A 16,443-nucleotide genomic window follows, 5' to 3' on the forward strand; every position below is an offset into this window, starting at 1 on the left:
CTCTAACAGCCTACGGGCGGCATGATGTAAGATTCAAATGCTAAAATTATTATTAATTTAAAAGTATAAGGTAAACACCACTACATCAATATTTTCTGCCATCACCATCCAAGCCATGTGAAGTGTGTGGCGGTTTTGGAGAGAAAAGAAATATAAGAAATTTTAAAAAAACTAAAGCCTCCCAAGATCAGGAGAGGCTTTTTATACTTCGTCTCTAGGTATCTCATTTATATATATAGGTGTTTGAAATAATGGCTAAAGTTTTAGATGATTCAAATTTAACCATACTAGAAAAAATGATTAAAGTAATAACAGAATATCATAAAGCTAAAAGGGAGATGTTTAAAGACCATCCCTTAGGGACACTTGTTCGTCATAAGATAAAGGAGTCTCTTTTTAAAGACGCCGAATTAGATCTAAAAATTTATCATATAGTAGGTTCGGTAGGACAAGGTAGATGGGCTGAGGTTCCATGGATTTCTATCTTTATTAAGAACTTAACGATTTCAGCCACAAGAGGGTACTATATTGTATATTTGTTTAATGCAGATGGCAGTGGCTTTTATGTTAGTTTGAATCAAGGTTGGACATATTTTAAAGATAAATATGGAACAAAGCTAGGGAAGGAAAAAATAAAAAAAACAGCTTCTATAATTAGAGGAAAATTAAATACTATACCTAGAAACATGAATCTTTTAAATATTGATTTAAAGGGTAATGGTGATCTTGCTAGAGGATATGAACTAGGACATATATGTGGACGATATTATGATGTGAGCAATATACCTAGTAAGGAAGAATTCATAACCGATTTACAAAATTTGTTGATTACATATAAAGAAATAGAAGGACTGATTGGAAAGAGATCAATAGAACAGTTCAATGATTTCATTTTATAACAGGAAGACGGGGTGTTTACAGATGAAACGACTAATGAAGAAGAATATCAGCTAGCAATTCCGCATTTTATTATATCTGAGAGTGTAAAAAAGTCATATGAAGTAAATCAAAAAAAAGTACGTCCAGATTCAATTTATAATAAAGGTGGACAAAAGCAGTGGACAAGGAATGCAAGCCTAGCCTCAATGGCTATGATGCTTTCAAATTACACTTGCGAAATTGATGACTCCCATAAAACATTTATCTCTAAATCTACCAATAAGCCTTTTGTTGAGTGTCATCATCTTGTGCCTATAGCTAAGCAAGGTGAATTCCAATATGACTTAGATCAACTAGAGAACATGGTAAGTTTATGTCCACTTTGTCATCGTCTTATACATTTAGGGAGAGATGAAGATAAAGAAACACTTTTAAAAAAATTGTTTGATCAGCGTAAGGATCAATTGAAACGTATAGGTATAGAAATCACCTTTTCAGATCTTAAAGAGATGTACGGCTGTCTGATTAAAAGCTCTTGAAATCATTTGAGTTGTTTTTTCTGAAAGTAATTATCCTCTAATTATTGATTATAGCAGGTTTATTATTACTATCAATTGTTTTAAGGGCAATATTGACTCTTGGTAATACGATATTAAGAACTAACTATGAGCATAGGATTCATATAGTTGTTAGCTGATTCTAGATATGCTCTTGTCAGAGTGTCTAGTTTATTTCTAACTTTAGAGAGGTCTTCTTCGAATTGTTCATCCGATGATTGAAGGATAAATTCATTTCCCTCTTCGTATCTTTTTATTAGGATTTTCACCATTGGAGTTGGATTCTTTTGATTGTTTGTTTTTATTGCTGTGATTGTTAAATTAATTTGTTTTATTAAGGCTCTTCTTACTGTCAAAATGTTGCTCCTTTTTATAAAGTGAGATGAGATAAATCTAAAGCCCTCAATTAAGAGGGCTTAGATTTATTAAGCAGAGCTGGAGTGAACCATTTTTGAATTATAGCTGAAGTAGCTTACTACTATTCAGTTCTCCCGATTGTGACCTCACCATCATGGAAAAATTCAATAACAAAACCGTGGTCGCTGTACATAAAAGTATCTGAACCTAGAGCAAGTACGTTATCTAGCACTTCTAATGCATTCTCTAATGTAGTCCTCACAACAGGAACATCCGATGGATTCCATAGAAGATTAATGGTTGTATCTACAATCTCTTTAAACTTTAACCATTTATATAGATCATCATAGGTTTCTATACTTTCTTTTTGTGGTACTTTGCCCCAATCAATTTTTTAGCCCAACTGGTTATCGGGAAATTATTGTTTAGTGTCTCGAAGTATTGTTCGGTTAGCTCATCTGATAAAATTTCTTTAGGATCTTTAAGGGCTTCGATGCAATCTTCAAATAAGTCCAAAATTTCCGCCTCATGTTTAAGTAATAATATGAAGATGTATTTTCAGTTCAAAATAAATTTTGAAGTGCATTAAACAAATTATCATTAATATGATTATTCGTTTGTATGGGATGATTGGTTTTCTTCTTTTTTCTGTACTAAAGAAAAGTCTATACTCATCTAAAATTTCAGCGTATAGGCCAACCTTATTCCATTCAGAAGTAATCAAATTATTAAATCATTCGGCTGACTTTTTATATAATAGGCCTTTTTCGGTTTCCATAAAAGCCAAGAGCCAATCTGAGAATAAAAATAGCCCAGCAGTAAAGAGCTGAGCCATTATTGATTTATAGACCGAAGTAGTTTAATACAAAATCTTTCTCTTTCTTATCTTCTGGCAAGATACCTAAATTCTTATATTCCCATACGACTTGCCGTTGAGTACCGTTTAAGTTTGAGGCGATGACATCGGTATAATCGTAGTCTATTGAGAATTTTCCAGTATTCTCTAGTTTGAGCGTTAAATTGGTCCAAATATCTTGGTTGTTTGCTTTAAATTCTTCTCTTAACTCCTCGAATAACTCTTGAAGTTCAATTAATAAACTCACGTATATTTTTTTACTAACATCGAATTGTTTCGGTATATCATGAGAATAGATATTCTCTTCACTTTGTGGTGTATTGAAGAAAAAGTAAACTTCTGATGAATCCTCTAATATTTCCGCATAAAGAACGATTTTTGTCCATTCAGATGGAATCATTTCATTAAGTTGTTCTGCTATTTGTTGATATAACTGTCCCATATCAGAAATTAATTTAAATTTTCCCTTCGTTAGTCTTGATATAATCCTCTAAAAAGTCTCTTACCGTTTTCCTTTTTGGCAGTAAACCTAGATTTTTATACACCCAAACAGCCTTTCTTTGAGATCCATTTAGCTCTGAAGCAATTACATCTTCATAATTATAATCTATAGAAAACTGGCCTGTCCTATTTAGTTTCAAAGTCAAGTTCGTCCAAGTTTCTGGATTATTTTCCTTATATTCTTCGCGTAATTCTTCGAATGATTCTTGAAGTTCGATTAATAAATCATCATAAATATCTTCGCTTACATTAAAATATTCTGGAATGTTATGTGAGTATAAGAATTCATTCTCGCCCGGTATATTAAAATAAAAATACACTTCGGAAGAATCCTCTAATATCTCGGCGTAAAGATATACTTTTTCCCATTCAGATGGAATCATTTCATTTATCTGAGTTGCTATTCTTTGATACAATTCACCCATTTTTGGTGTGTCCATGACCTCAACCTCCAGATTGATTTTTTATTGTTACTTTTTCGAAATCAGCATCTCCAATGCTGTACTTAACGATGAATTTGTCTGGTCTTAGTGAATCACCTTTATATATGGCTTTTATATTAACGTTAACTTTTTGCGGTGGTTCTTCTTTAAGAGCCTTTGCCCATTCTTGCTCCATTTCATACCATTTCCCGCCGCTCCTATTAATCTGAGAATTCATCGGCACGATGTTGTCAAATTGGCCTGAGCCTTTGAATTGGGTGGCGATTAGGTGACCTCCGTCGTCATCTGTCAGACGGTCTGGTTTACCTGCTTTTGATTGCGCATATTGGTTGCGTTTTGCTTCTCCCAGCTGCAAGTCTGCTTTGACACTTGTAATTCTACCATAGTTGTCAGTGGTGTACGTGTAGCCTTCTTTTGTTTTGTAAATGACATTCGGCTTCAATACTTTCTTTCTGGTCCATTTCGCAAAATGCTCGCCGTATTTGACCGTTACCGGCGGTACATGCGGTGCCGGTGTCCGTCTGCCGCTTGCGGAGGTTCCATACGGTTTCGGCAGGATGACCTTAGCGAATTTCTGAAGTCCTTCTTTAAGTGTGACCCCGTTGACAGCATTGTAAGGCACGCCCGCCGGCACTAAGTCGTGACGCGGATGATACGGGAGAATATCAGCCAGGGTGAGATCTCCCATTTGATTTAACTTGGTTTTGGCGCGTTTTTTTGATACTTCGATGCCTGTGTTTACTTTTTGTTTGATGTGATCAACTGTTTGTTTTGAGACCGTTATCGCTTTTTGTGCTGTGGCGGATTTGCTTGCTGCTGTTTTGACTTTGGTTGTCACTTTGGCGGCTGTGCCTGTTTTTGAGACGGCGCCGACGCCTTTTGTGCCGATAACTGATGTCACAACGGTGCCGACCGCATATGACACCCATCTTGCTCTGGAGTAGGTGTCGCCATTCACCATGTCTTTTTGGTACGATTCTTCGATTGCCGCTGAAATGGCTTCATACGTTTTGATCGGGTGAGCCACCGCTCCTGTAATGGCTTCAACCGTTCCGCCCGGATCTGTGACCATATCCCACAGGCCTGTGACCGCGTCTTTTCCGGAATCATAAAGGCCGACGGCAACGCCTTTGAAACCGTCTGTAAGTTCACGCGTGTTTTCAATTTGAGTGAAGTAGCGCTGCTGTTCTTTTGTCAGGTTTTTATAGCCGATTGTTTTGGCCATTGAGTAGAATTCATCGGCATTCGCATAATCGTAGTTTTTCAGTCTTTCTTTCAGTTTTTCAATCTCCCGCTCTTTCGCCTCTTCCTTTTTAATCGTCAAATAAGCATCCGAATGTCTTGCGATCTCGCCTTTCTTCTTATGGATGTCGCTTTCTCGGTACGCTTTGGCGTTGTAGTGAAGCGGCGTGGCGCTTTTTCCTTTGCCCGTCGCGTTTTGAAGCTGTTGAAAGTCGGCTTGGATGAACTGTTCGTTCGCTTCGGTTTCTGCGTATTCTTTCGTTAGATCGTGATCAAGTTTGCCGAGTTTATGTATCGTTTCGCTTCTTTTTTTGTCAGCTGAAGAGAGATTCTGATCCGTGCTTTCCGTTGAAAATAGATCAAGCGAGATGATGTCTTCAATTTCTCCGAGGATGGAGCGCATGTCTTTTTTCTGCTCTTCCATAATTGCCTTTGATTTACTGAGGGCGTGGGTGAGCTCGTGCTCCAGAAATGATTCCTCCACATGCGAATTGGAAAGTCCGGCGTCTTCGACCTTGCCGGGAAGGCTTGTGAGAAATGCGATTTTCATGTCGATCAGATCAAGCCAGCTGTCTGTGACGCCGGCGTGGTCCTTGAAAAAAGCTTTAATGTTATTTGCGCCCCGGCCTGAGAAGTCGCTGTCATCGAGGTCAGCCATGCCTTGAAACGCTTTTTTCAGATTGACCATCTGGCCGCGCAGTTCTTTGTATTCACTCGCGCGCTGTTTGGCGGCGGCGAGGAGGGTGGTTGCTTCGAAAACTTTCATGACCATATCCTTTCTTTTGTTCGATATCAAAATTTTACCACGTGAGTCAGGATATACAGTGTAGGAAATAGGTAATAAGAATAAAATGAATCTTTTGGCTTGCGACTTCCTTCCTGTATGAAGGGAGGCTTTTTATGTTTTGTACAATAACCTTCAAATTCGGCTTACTGCGCTTCGGTGATTTTAAGCGTGCCTGTTTTTTCTAATGTCTTACACTCGAAACAACCCAACCGCTGAGGTATAATAGAAGCAGAGTATTTATCATACAGATTCAATTCGTGAAAGAGAGTGGAACAAAATGGGCCGTAAGTGGAACAACATTAAAGAAAAGAAAGCATCAAAGGACGCAAATACGAGCCGGATTTATGCGAAGTTCGGCCGTGAGATTTATGTGGCGGCAAAACAAGGCGAGCCAGATCCGGAATCGAACCAGGCGTTAAAAGTGGTGCTTGAGCGCGCAAAGACGTACAGTGTGCCGAAAAATATTATTGAGCGTGCGATTGAAAAGGCGAAAGGCGGCGCGGAGGAGAACTTTGACGAGCTGCGTTACGAAGGTTTCGGGCCGAACGGTTCAATGATCATCGTTGATGCGTTAACCAATAATGTAAACCGCACGGCGCCTGAAGTGCGTGCCGCATTCGGGAAAAACGGCGGAAATATGGGGGTGAGCGGGTCTGTCGCTTACATGTTCGATGCGACTGCCGTTATCGGCGTTGAAGGCAAGACGGCGGATGAAGCGCTGGAATTGCTGATGGAAGCTGATGTGGACGTGCGCGATATATTAGAAGAGGATGACAGTGTTATCGTATATGCCGAGCCTGATCAATTCCATGCGGTACAGGAGGCATTCAAAAATGCCGGCGTTGAAGAGTTCACGGTTGCGGAGCTGACGATGCTTGCGCAAAATGAAGTCGAGCTTCCGGAAGATGCGAAAGCTCAATTTGAAAAGCTGATCGATGTGTTGGAAGACCTCGAAGACGTACAGCAGGTTTATCACAATGTAGATTTAGGCGAATAAAGACAAAAAGGCCGGGGCGGCATAAGTTCCGGCCTTTTTATTTTGCTTATGCGGTCGGCCTGTATCGAATTTCTCCGTAAGCAATTATTGATTATTTCGCCAAAACTGGGCGGATGCCCATACGTTTCCTTCCGGATGTCATAAACTGGACTGTAACCTATGTGAAGGAGCGATAAATCATGAATGAAAGAAGACCGATTTACGGCGGAGGCTTTGGCGGCGGCTATGGAGGCTTCGGAGGCTACCCGGGGTACGGTTTTGGCGGCTACGGAGGCTTCGGAGGATATCCGGGACACGGTTTCGGCGGAGGCTACGGATACCCGGGATACGGTTTTGGCGGTTACGGCGGTTACGGCGGTTTTGGCGGCTACGGCGGCTACGGAGGCTTCGGGGGATATCCGGGGTACGGTTTCGGCGGCTATGGCGGAGGCTACGGCGGCTACCCGTTCCATCATCATCATCGGGACAGCCAATATATCTGATCATTCGGGAAAAAGCACTCTTGGAACAGCAAGAGTGTTTTTTTTTGTGACCGTTTCTATGCGGCGAGCTTTTTTATTTTCTTACAGGGCATAAATGCCGATACGGATTCATACCTATTAAGGTCATGTGTTTAGGAAAGGAGGATCGTAATGAAAGAAAATCAGCCGTTTACACCGGTCAAATCCTATAAACCCTTCCACAGCCGGTTTGATCCCTGCCCGCCGATCGGGAGAAAATACTACAGAACGCCGCCGCATCTTTATATGCGGTTTCAGCCGTATCACTTGGAGCAGTTTTCTCCGATGGAGGCATTGAGAAAAGGGACCCTTTGGAAGGATCTTTACGATTTCTATGATAATCCTTATCGGGGGGGAATCGAATATGGCGAAAAAGATTGATGATGAATACTATCGGCTGCTGGAGCAAATTCAGGCGGCGGACTTTGTCTTGGTTGAGCTGACGCTTTATCTGGATACGCATCCCCATGACCGTCTCGCGCTTCAGCAGTTTCATGAATATTCCCGGTACTCAAGACAGCTGAGAAAGCGGTTTGAGCCTGAGTACGGACCGCTTCTGCAATTCGGCGTGAGTCAGGTCGGCGCTCAATGGGACTGGGGCCGCGGTCCTTGGCCATGGCAAGTATAAGGAGGGATCTGTAAATGTGGGTATATGAAAAAAAGCTGCAGTATCCGGTTAAAGTCAGTACATGCAACCCGATGCTGGCTAAGTTTCTCATTGAACAATACGGCGGGGCGGACGGCGAATTGGCCGCAGCGCTCCGGTACTTAAACCAGCGCTACACGATTCCTGACAAGGTGATCGGCCTGCTGACGGATATCGGCACGGAGGAGTTTGCGCATTTAGAAATGATTGCGACGATGATTTATAAGCTGACAAAAGATGCGACCCCGGAGCAGCTGCGTGATGCAGGGCTCAGTGATCATTACGTCAACCATGACAGCGCGCTGTTTTATCACAATGCGGCCGGAGTTCCGTTCACAGCGTCTTACATACAGGCGAAGGGAGATCCGATCGCTGATTTATATGAGGATATTGCGGCTGAAGAAAAGGCGAGAGCGACGTATCAATGGATTATTGATATTTCCGATGACCCTGACCTGAATGATTCACTCCGTTTTCTGCGTGAGCGTGAAATCGTCCACTCTATGCGTTTCAGGGAAGCGGTTGAGATTTTAAAAGAAGAACGTGATAAGAAGAAAATTTTTTAAACGGCCCTCAAACACGACGGCTGTTTTTTTCCTTTCTGCGTTTGGTCTATAATAAAGGTGTCGAATATTCTGATTACAGGAGGATTTTATGACACCATTTACGATTACGGAGGAGAAGGCGGGGGCATTCCGGGTCACCTCCGCCCGGAAGGATGATGAAGAAGAGGTCATGGATCTGCTCGTGCAAGCGGCAGAATGGCTTCGCGATAAAGGGTCGAACCAGTGGAGCGGCCTTCTAGAAGGGGAAGATACCCACAATATGCGGGAGGCGATCGCCCAAGGGTATGTTTTTTTATTCAGGCAGAATGAAGAGCTGGCCGGCGTCGTCATGCTGCTTCCCGAAGCAAGCGGGTGGGACAGACGTCTATGGGGCGATGAAGGACATGAGGAGTCCGTATATCTCCACCGGCTGGCGATTAACAGGCGGTTTGCAGGGGCTGGGCTCGGCCGGACAATCATGACTTGGGCGGAGACGGGTGTGTCTTGTCCGGGAAAAACGAAAATCCGGCTCGATTGCGTGTCCGAAAACCAGGCGCTTCAGTCGTTTTACAGCGGAATGGGGTACGAATCAAAAGGACTCGCGCCGGGTTATCATTTGTTTGAAAAAAAGGTGAGTAAATAAAAAGCTTCTTATGACGGAGGTAAAAGACATGGGGTTTTTTTATCTGATCTGTCTGGCCGCATTTTGTCTTAACTTTGCCGTATCGGCTGTGCTCCGCAAGAAATGGCCGAAAAAGATGTGGCCTGAGTGCCTTTTGGCGGTGCTGGGCCTGACTGCTTTCGGTACGGTTGTTTACAGCATTTTCGGTGTCGGCGGCTGGGAAGGAATGGGCTTGGGGCTTGCCGCGATGTTTGCGGGTTCCGGAGCGGCCGCCGGTTATGCCGCTGAGGTGTGCTTACGGGTCGTCAGATCGAATCGAAAACAGTAAGCAGAAGTGAAAAAACGCGGCCTCGGCTGCGTTTTTTTTGTGTGTTGCCGGCCGCTGTATAGAAAACAGGCGAATGTCCATAATGGTAATGACTTTTAAGAAGAAGGTGCGAATATGGGACATTTACTTACAGTGGCTTGGGAGTTAGTATGCGGTTTGGGTATTTTATTTGTGATTTTAAAATTGCTTGGAAAAACTCAATTCTCGCAAATTACGCCGTTTGATTTTATTTCCGCGCTCATCCTCGGCGAACTGGTCGGAAATGCGGTGTATGATAAAGGCGTCAGGATTTTTGAAATCATTTTTGCCTCTCTGTTATGGGGGATTTTAATTTATCTCATCGAACTGATTACGCAGAAAGTAAAAAGCTCTAGAAAGCTGTTGGAAGGCGAGCCGAGTATTATCATACATAAAGGAAAACTGAAATATGATGTGCTGAAAAAGAATAAGCTGGACATTAATCAATTGCAAAGCCTTCTCAGACAGGCGAATTGCTTTTCCATACAGGAAGCGGAGTACGCGATTTTAGAAACAAACGGGATGGTCAGCGTCCTGCCTAAATTTCAATATGACACGACGAAAAACGGCGACATGCAAATAAAGCCGAAGCAGGTCTCTTTGCCGGTCACGCTGATTATTGACGGCGAAGTGCTGTATGAAAATCTGAAAGAAGCCGGGCTGGAAGAAAAGCAGCTGAATCAGGAGCTGAAAAAGCTGAACATCAAAAAAACGGAGGACGTGCTGTATGCGGAATGGAAGCCCGATAAACCGCTGTTTGTCCTGCCGTATGAGGAGAAAAAATAAAAAGAGCATTGCCCTGGGGCAAATGCTCTTTATTATTTTTCGTGTACGCCTGTTTTAACGGCTCTGACATGATACATACCGACATCCGTTCCAAGCATATAATCAGGTTTCGGCTTGCCTTGGTTTGCTTTGTGGGCCGCGATGTGGTCTTCGCTTTTTTCCCATTGTTTCCAATGGTCTTCTGACTCCCAGCGGATTAACACGACGACTTCTTCATCACCGCGGCGGACTTTTTTTTCCAGGACCGTTACGTCTATCAAACCTTCCTGCTTTTCAATCACGCCTTCTGAACTGAAGCGTTCGATTACTTTGTCGGCATGTCCTTCTTTTACGGTCATTTTTCTGATTTGCACAAACATCTGGCAACTCTCCAATCCGTTTCACGCTTTATCCAACATTTTAAATGAAAATGATTCTCAAAGTCAATTGGGGTGCCTGACGGATTACGATTTCAGGAGAAAGACATGACCATCCTCATCTTTAAATTGCACAAAGCTGCCCCATTCCATTTGTTTCGGTTCATCTAAAAAGGTGATGCCGTTCTTTTTCATCTGTTCATATGCGGCGAAGACATCTTCACACTCAAATACGATAGAAGCCTTCATATGCTCGGCCCCTTTCATCATCGCTTTCGGATAAATAACCAAATGAGTGGCGGCTCCTTTGGGCGCTACCTCAAGCCAGAAGGCGCCCGGTCCCATCGGATGCTCGGCGACGGTTTCAAACCCCGCTTTTTCCGTCCAGAATGTTTTCGCTTTTTGCTGATCATCAGTGTATACGGCGACTGTCGCGATTTTTTTGATCATCATACTGACCTCCTGTTTCATTTCTTTTATAGTGTATCCTCCTGCCGAAAAAAGCAATCAAAAGCTTTAATGTGCGGGTTTTTTTAATTTCTCTAGTGCGATCGGCGATTCCGATTTATAATTTAGACAAAAGTACATATTCTTGAAAGAGGAGACGGCAGTGAACAAAGACCAATTACTTCATGATTATATTATTACACATTCGGCAGAGCTGACGGAAAAATGGCTCAAGCTGAGACGGAAGCTGAGAGGGCGTTTTTATTCTGCGGATCAATTAAGTGAGGAAATGAAACGGCTGCTGATCGAGCAGCATACCTTTACAAACACGGTCATCGCAAGCGCTTTTTTGGAAGATCCGGCCGTTTTTCAGCATAACAAAGAAAAATGGGCCGCACAGGTAGCGAAAAGCAGAGTGGAGCAAGACGCGGAGGTTCATGAGGTCGTTGAGGCGATCGGCAATTCAAGAACCGTCTTTTGGGAGGCGGTCACCCGTTTTATGGATGAGCATCAGGACATCGTAACAAACGAGGATGCCCGCCGCTGGAATCACCTTGTCAACGGCTCGTTTGATCAGCTGATGACGGATTTTACTGAACAGTTTCAGAAATTAATGATCGCGAGGCTGTCATCTCAGCAGGAGCTTATTTCCGAATTGAGCTGTCCGGTTATTTTGATCGCGGATACGATCGGCACTCTGCCGCTCATCGGATCGATTGATACGAGACGGGCGCGCGTGATTTTGGAGTCGGTGCCGGAAAACTGTGTCGCCAAACGGATCACAAATCTTGTGATTGATCTGTCCGGTGTGCCCATTGTCGATACGATGGTGGCGCAGCAATTGTATATGCTGTCGAAAACGTTATTTCTCCTCGGCATCAGAACCGTGTTTTCCGGCATTCGGCCTGATGTGGCACAGACTTCTATCCAATTGGGGCTTGATTTTTCAGAGTATCAAACCTACGGCTCCCTGGAGCAGGCGCTCGCCAGCATGGGCGTCACATGTGTGATCGAGGAAGCAAAAGCATAGAAAAAAGGTGCTCCGGCCAGAGGCGGGGCGCTTTTTTTGTCAGCGGAAAACAATTTAAATATGTCGGAACGGAAGATTGCGTTCTTAAAAAGAGCAATATGACGCCTTGGGGGCGGGGGTCGGCGACACGGTTTATATCAAAGCGAAGGAAGTGAAAGTATTCGCAAAGAAAACATATCCAAAAATTGTGTAAATGTTATTGATTTCTGAATGAAAACATAATAGTATAATTATATATTTCTTATCAGAATAGTATGAATTAAAACACTCATTGTCAAAAGACGAACGGCCAGACATAAAGGGGGAGCATGATGACGTCCAAAGGAAACGTAGATCCGCATGTGATCGAAAAGATTATCAGTGCGCTGGAAACGCTCGATTTCGGGACTGTTCAGATTACGGTTCATAATTCCCAAGTGACACAAATTGATAAGGTGGAGAAATATCGATTTTCCCTGAAGAGCAAAGAAGTAAAACAATCTTAAAAAACAGCCAATGACAGGAGGCGGTACATATGAAGCATTCAACTGTTCCTTTCCGGGAGAGCCGGTATCTGCACCTGCCCGAAGTGCGCTTTCTGCATTGGTGCACGAAGCAATACGGCATTAACAAAGGCGTGCTCAATACAATTGACGGCTGGTTTTATGATGCGGGCGTCATTCCGATTCCCGTCAGGCGTCTTTATGTGCTGGCATTCCTCGATTTCGCGAAAACGCCGGGGCAGAAGGGGGATATCCGATTCGGGCACGGCGGATTGACGAAAAAACTGCATGATTTCATGGATATGCAGGAGTGCGCAGCAAAACGTCAGGCCTGACATCCTTAAAATCTTCTTAAAATCATACAAATTTCTCCCATTTTATTTATAATAGACCTATCACGATCATTTTTTGGGAGGACTTTTGACATGCAAACTGCTGCTTATGAGAGCAAACAATCTATTATGCAGCGCATTATAACGGTATTTGTGTTTACACTGTTAGTTGCGACAATCGGCCTGTATACGGGCCAGTTCATTCCGCCGGCATTGATGCTGCCGCTGTCGGTCTTAGAGGTCGTCATGATCATCGCCGCATTTTGGCTGCGCCGAAAAAAAGCCGTCGGATATGTGTTTGTGTTTTCATTCGCTTTCATTTCCGGAATGACGCTGTTTCCGATTATCAGCCATTATGCGTCCGCAGCGGGGGCCTATGTCGTATTGGAGGCATTCGGTTCATCGTTTGTGATTTTTGCGGTGCTCGGCACGATCGGCGCTAAGACGAAAAAGGACTTGTCGTTTTTATGGTCCTTCTTGCTTGTCGCTGTTATCGCGCTTCTCGCAGTGGGGATCTTTAATATTTTCAGCCCGCTGAATTCCGCCGCCATGATGGCGTATTCCGTCATCGGAACGATTGTGTTTTCAATGTATATCTTATACGATCTGAACCAGATCAAGCACCGGGACATCACGGCTGATTTGATTCCTTTGATGGCATTGACGCTTTATATCGACTTTATTAACTTGTTTATCAACCTGCTACGGTTTTTCGGAATTTTAAACAGTGATGATTAACCGCGCGAAAAAGGCGCCCTGCTGAGAGGGGCGCCTTTTTATGTTCTGCCGCCGGAAAACAGCAGAAGCTTATCAAATAATACTTCAAGCATTTTTGTCAATTCCGCTTTTTGTTCAGCGGTGAAGCTTTCCATGACTCCTGAAATATTGGAGAAGTGGCCGGGAAGAAACAGCATCAGCTTTTCTTTTCCTTCCCTTGTGAGTTCGATGCTGATTTTTCGTCTGTCGCCGGTATGCCGGCTGCGGTTTACAAAGCCGTCCCGTGCGAGTCCGTCGATCAATCCGGTGATGGTCGCTTTGGTGACATTGGATTTTTTCGCCAGCTCCGTCGGACTCAGGCTGTGGCCGGGTGCGTCAAACAGAAACATTAAAATTTTGAATTTCCCTTCGGACAATCCGTGACTTGAGAAATAATGCTCCATGACCTGATTCATTTTTTTAGACATATCAAATAACGTCAAAAATGTTTTCAATGATTCAGCATCCATATCGGCGTAAATCCCAGCGCGTCCGGCAATCTGCGAGTAATCCGGCAAATGTCTCAACTCCATTTTTGTAAGCCTCCGTACCATTTTAGTGATTCAAAGTATAAGCTTGCCGGATTCAAAAGGCAACCTATAAAGATTGACAGTTTTTCAGCCTATATAGTAAGGTGGCTAATAGTTGATGGATAATAAATAAATAGTGAAGGCGGTATCGTGATGAACCATGAAGTGAAAAAGATCATCATAGCGGGCGGAGGGATCGGCGGCCTGTCCGCAGCGATTTCTCTCGGCAGAGCGGGTTTTGAAGTGACCCTTTGCGAGGCGGCGTCCGGCATGCGAAAAAGCGGAGCGGGCATTCTCCAGCCTCAAAATGCGCTGCGGGTGCTTCGGGAAATCGGTGTGTATGATGAATGCTGTCAACACGGCTTTCAAACGGAATGGCTGAAGCAGCATGATGAAAACGGAACGCTGCAGTTTAAAGTGAGTGAGGCGTTTTTAGATGATTCATTGCCGGGGCGGAATAATATATTGCGGCAAACGTTAAACGATATCCTCAAAAAGCATGCTGAAGCGGCGGGGGTCACGATTCTGCTCGGTAAAAAAGTCGTGTCTTACGAAGAAACGGCAGATGACATAACGGTGCATTGTGCAGACGGAACCGCGATGACGGCTGACATTCTCGCCGGCTTTGACGGCATCCGCTCCGCTGTCCGCGATCAAATGCTGCAAAGAGAAGTGAAAACGGAGTATCTCGGCATGGGAGCGCACAGATTTTACATTTCTTTTCCCGAACCGGTTTTTCATGATTCGACACTGATGTATAAAAAAGGGCAGACGCAGGTCGGAGTCGTGCCGCTCTCTGAAAAAACAGGATACGTATTTATCATCCGGCCGTATGACGCTGACTTCAGGGATGACGAGGACACGCGTTTTGAACGGGTGAAAGACTTGCTGCGCGGAATTCCGGGAGTGAAGTTTGTGACAGAGAATATGTCAAAGGAATATCCCGTTTTGTTTCATAAGATTGAGCAGATGGCGGTTAAAGAACCGTGGCACAGAGGCCGCGTCGTTCTGGGCGGGGATGCCGTCCATGCAGGAGCGCCGACATTGGCCCAGGGAGCGGCGATGGCGATTGAAGACGCGATTGTGCTTAGTGAAGAACTGCAAAAGCACGAAAACCATGAAACTGCATGTCAAGCATACTTCGAAAGACGGGCGGAGCGGGCATTACAGGTGCAGAATCTCTCATCTGAAATCGTCCGCCGCGAGATAAAGGGAACGCCCGGCGTGCAAGACATCATCAGTGAATGCTATCGATTGCTCAAAGAGCCTTATTAAATAGAGAAAGTCCAGAACATGGCGTCTGGACTTTTGTCAGTCTTGTTCAGATTTATTCCGTATCCGCTCAATCACCTCATGCAGCCCCTCAGGCTTGTGAAACTCCACCGGCGAACTGCCTTTTTCAAACGAGATCGTCTCCGCCTCAATGAGCGCGACATAGCGCCCGTTCACTTTTGCGAGATGGATGGATTCGCCGAAATCAGCCAGTAATCCTTTAATCTCTGTTTCTCCGACTTTCATTTTCAGCTCGGCTTCCGGCGTGTGTTCAATGATCTGCGCGGATGCCTCGATGACTTGATGGGTGTCGAGACGCTCCTGAATTTCCCGCTTTTCACTTGCTTCCCAAATTTCAATGTCGTGCTCAAACTGCTGAAGCTCTTCGCTGTTTTCTTCAAAAGTTTCATACACGTGTTCCTGCACCATGTTCATGACTTGGCTTTTCATGATTTCCGGCATCGATTCGCCGTATTCGACAAATTTGAGAAAATCTTCGAAATAACGGGCGTGCGAGGCCTGGTGGATTTTCAGCTCATGCTCTTCCGTCATGCCTTCTTCCGGCATATACGGATATTGAATGCTTTTCATGTTTTTTGTCGTGATGGCCATTTCGACCTTTTTAATGAGAGACGAGGCGTCTGAGATGCGGGCGACCTTCGGCTCGAAATCGCATTTCATCATAAAGACGAATTTGTCTTCAAAATACTTGCGCGGAACGGCCGATGCCACGATAAAGACACCGCCGCGCACGGCGCTCGTGTCAAGGTAAGTGCGGACGAACTGCTCGCTTGCCTCGATAAATGCTTCCTTCGTATCCGCAAGTCTGGCGCGGTTGAAAAGGTTGTAATTCGGATTTGAATCAAGCTCATGGCCCGGCTCCGTGATAAAATGGCCGATTTTTGTGGGGACCTGCTCGGATTGCGGATGCCGTTCGGCTTTCCGTTTGACGATTTTCTTCAATTCCCCGTCAAGAAAATCCTTCAGCTCGCTTTCTTCAAATTCTTCCGTATCAAGCGTCTGGAAATGTTTGAACTGCTTGTTTGCCTGTTCGTCTTTTCCTTCCACTTGAATGACGTAAAACGATAAAAACTTGATTTCAAAATCCATATGTGAACTCACCTTATTTCTGTATTTAACAAGCCTCTCCAGTATAGAAAAAACCGTTATCGAT

Annotated in this window: 20 protein-coding genes and 3 pseudogenes; 14 read left to right on the plus strand and 9 right to left on the minus strand. The window is 44.1% G+C overall.

Translation table 11 applies throughout. The features are described 5' to 3' along the window. Window positions 1-251 precede the first annotated feature (251 nt). Window positions 252-1,418: pseudogene (locus tag SB724_RS16455) on the plus strand (MrcB family domain-containing protein). Window positions 1,419-1,531: 113 nt separating this feature from the next. Here the strand turns inward: SB724_RS16455 and SB724_RS16460 are convergent. From SB724_RS16460 to SB724_RS16480, 5 genes and pseudogenes are all read right to left on the minus strand, one after another. Then, entirely contained in the window at window positions 1,532-1,792 is a 261-nt protein-coding gene (locus tag SB724_RS16460; protein ID WP_039252430.1) for a hypothetical protein, read from the minus strand. 122 nt (window positions 1,793-1,914) lie between these two features. Next, window positions 1,915-2,309: pseudogene (locus tag SB724_RS16465) on the minus strand (CDI toxin immunity protein). A gap of 326 nt (window positions 2,310-2,635) precedes the next feature. After that, window positions 2,636-3,091, minus strand: a complete 456-nt coding sequence (locus SB724_RS16470; protein ID WP_410571959.1) for an antitoxin YezG family protein — start codon at window positions 3,089-3,091, stop codon at window positions 2,636-2,638. Between the two features lie 13 nt (window positions 3,092-3,104). Continuing rightward, window positions 3,105-3,590, minus strand: coding sequence for an LXG family T7SS effector immunity protein YezG (gene yezG, locus SB724_RS16475; RefSeq protein WP_410571961.1), 486 nt, complete (start codon window positions 3,588-3,590; stop codon window positions 3,105-3,107). Window positions 3,591-3,594: 4 nt separating this feature from the next. Beyond that, on the minus strand, window positions 3,595-5,601 hold the full coding sequence (locus tag SB724_RS16480) for a T7SS effector LXG polymorphic toxin (RefSeq protein ID WP_410571963.1): 2,007 nt from the start codon (window positions 5,599-5,601) through the stop codon (window positions 3,595-3,597). A 298-nt stretch (window positions 5,602-5,899) separates the two neighbouring features. Here SB724_RS16480 and SB724_RS16485 point away from each other — a divergent pair, with 298 nt between their 5' ends. The 8 genes and pseudogenes from SB724_RS16485 (at window position 5,900) to SB724_RS16520 (ending at window position 10,064) form a co-directional block, all read left to right on the plus strand. Beyond that, complete coding sequence (locus SB724_RS16485) at window positions 5,900-6,619, plus strand: YebC/PmpR family DNA-binding transcriptional regulator (protein ID WP_003155709.1); 720 nt, start codon at window positions 5,900-5,902, stop codon at window positions 6,617-6,619. Window positions 6,620-6,942: 323 nt separating this feature from the next. After that, window positions 6,943-7,056, plus strand: a pseudogene (locus SB724_RS16490) (hypothetical protein); the annotation flags it as partial. 195 nt (window positions 7,057-7,251) lie between these two features. Continuing rightward, entirely contained in the window at window positions 7,252-7,500 is a 249-nt protein-coding gene (gene cotJA / locus SB724_RS16495) for a spore coat-associated protein CotJA (protein ID WP_003155704.1), read from the plus strand. Beyond that, window positions 7,484-7,747, plus strand: coding sequence for a spore coat protein CotJB (cotJB, locus tag SB724_RS16500; protein ID WP_007408934.1), 264 nt, complete (start codon window positions 7,484-7,486; stop codon window positions 7,745-7,747). The genes cotJA and cotJB overlap by 17 nt, the downstream gene beginning before the upstream one ends. A gap of 14 nt (window positions 7,748-7,761) precedes the next feature. Then, a complete protein-coding gene (gene cotJC / locus SB724_RS16505; RefSeq protein ID WP_003155700.1) occupies window positions 7,762-8,331 on the plus strand; it encodes a spore coat protein CotJC in 570 nt (189 codons plus the stop codon). Window positions 8,332-8,419: 88 nt separating this feature from the next. Further along, window positions 8,420-8,953, plus strand: a complete 534-nt coding sequence (locus SB724_RS16510; protein ID WP_410571965.1) for a GNAT family N-acetyltransferase — start codon at window positions 8,420-8,422, stop codon at window positions 8,951-8,953. A gap of 28 nt (window positions 8,954-8,981) precedes the next feature. Next, complete coding sequence (locus tag SB724_RS16515; protein WP_012117023.1) at window positions 8,982-9,260, plus strand: YesK-like family protein; 279 nt, start codon at window positions 8,982-8,984, stop codon at window positions 9,258-9,260. Window positions 9,261-9,374: 114 nt separating this feature from the next. Next, window positions 9,375-10,064, plus strand: coding sequence for a YetF domain-containing protein (locus SB724_RS16520; RefSeq protein ID WP_012117024.1), 690 nt, complete (start codon window positions 9,375-9,377; stop codon window positions 10,062-10,064). Window positions 10,065-10,096: 32 nt separating this feature from the next. Here SB724_RS16520 and hmoA read toward each other — a convergent pair whose 3' ends face one another. Continuing rightward, complete coding sequence (hmoA, locus tag SB724_RS16525) at window positions 10,097-10,423, minus strand: heme-degrading oxygenase HmoA (RefSeq protein ID WP_003155696.1); 327 nt, start codon at window positions 10,421-10,423, stop codon at window positions 10,097-10,099. Between the two features lie 84 nt (window positions 10,424-10,507). Next, complete coding sequence (locus tag SB724_RS16530; RefSeq protein WP_029326180.1) at window positions 10,508-10,870, minus strand: VOC family protein; 363 nt, start codon at window positions 10,868-10,870, stop codon at window positions 10,508-10,510. A gap of 160 nt (window positions 10,871-11,030) precedes the next feature. Here SB724_RS16530 and SB724_RS16535 point away from each other — a divergent pair, with 160 nt between their 5' ends. The 4 genes from SB724_RS16535 to SB724_RS16550 all read left to right on the plus strand — a co-directional run bounded on the left by SB724_RS16535 (window position 11,031) and on the right by SB724_RS16550 (window position 13,449). Beyond that, complete coding sequence (locus SB724_RS16535) at window positions 11,031-11,897, plus strand: STAS domain-containing protein (protein WP_007408939.1); 867 nt, start codon at window positions 11,031-11,033, stop codon at window positions 11,895-11,897. Between the two features lie 311 nt (window positions 11,898-12,208). After that, complete coding sequence (locus SB724_RS16540; protein ID WP_003155693.1) at window positions 12,209-12,382, plus strand: YezD family protein; 174 nt, start codon at window positions 12,209-12,211, stop codon at window positions 12,380-12,382. A gap of 29 nt (window positions 12,383-12,411) precedes the next feature. Further along, window positions 12,412-12,714: an FMN riboswitch-binding regulator RibR gene (gene ribR / locus SB724_RS16545; RefSeq protein ID WP_410571968.1), complete on the plus strand. Its 303-nt coding sequence runs from the start codon at window positions 12,412-12,414 to the stop codon at window positions 12,712-12,714. A gap of 90 nt (window positions 12,715-12,804) precedes the next feature. Continuing rightward, the gene (locus SB724_RS16550) at window positions 12,805-13,449 is read left to right on the plus strand and encodes a Bax inhibitor-1/YccA family protein (RefSeq protein WP_007408941.1); all 645 of its coding nucleotides are present in this window, start codon (window positions 12,805-12,807) and stop codon (window positions 13,447-13,449) included. Between the two features lie 38 nt (window positions 13,450-13,487). Here SB724_RS16550 and SB724_RS16555 read toward each other — a convergent pair whose 3' ends face one another. Further along, window positions 13,488-14,000 (minus strand): MarR family winged helix-turn-helix transcriptional regulator, encoded by a 513-nt coding sequence (locus SB724_RS16555; RefSeq protein WP_105937986.1) that lies wholly within the window; start codon window positions 13,998-14,000, stop codon window positions 13,488-13,490. A gap of 150 nt (window positions 14,001-14,150) precedes the next feature. Between SB724_RS16555 and SB724_RS16560 the strand changes: the two genes are divergently transcribed. Continuing rightward, complete coding sequence (locus SB724_RS16560; protein ID WP_410571970.1) at window positions 14,151-15,272, plus strand: FAD-dependent oxidoreductase; 1,122 nt, start codon at window positions 14,151-14,153, stop codon at window positions 15,270-15,272. Window positions 15,273-15,308: 36 nt separating this feature from the next. Here the strand turns inward: SB724_RS16560 and SB724_RS16565 are convergent, their stop codons facing one another. Next, window positions 15,309-16,379: a DUF3900 domain-containing protein gene (locus SB724_RS16565; protein WP_007609950.1), complete on the minus strand. Its 1,071-nt coding sequence runs from the start codon at window positions 16,377-16,379 to the stop codon at window positions 15,309-15,311. Window positions 16,380-16,443: the final 64 nt, after the last annotated feature.

Origin of the sequence: Bacillus sp. SIMBA_031 (assembly GCF_046535225.1) — a bacterium.
Taxonomy (GTDB): domain Bacteria; phylum Bacillota; class Bacilli; order Bacillales; family Bacillaceae; genus Bacillus; species Bacillus velezensis.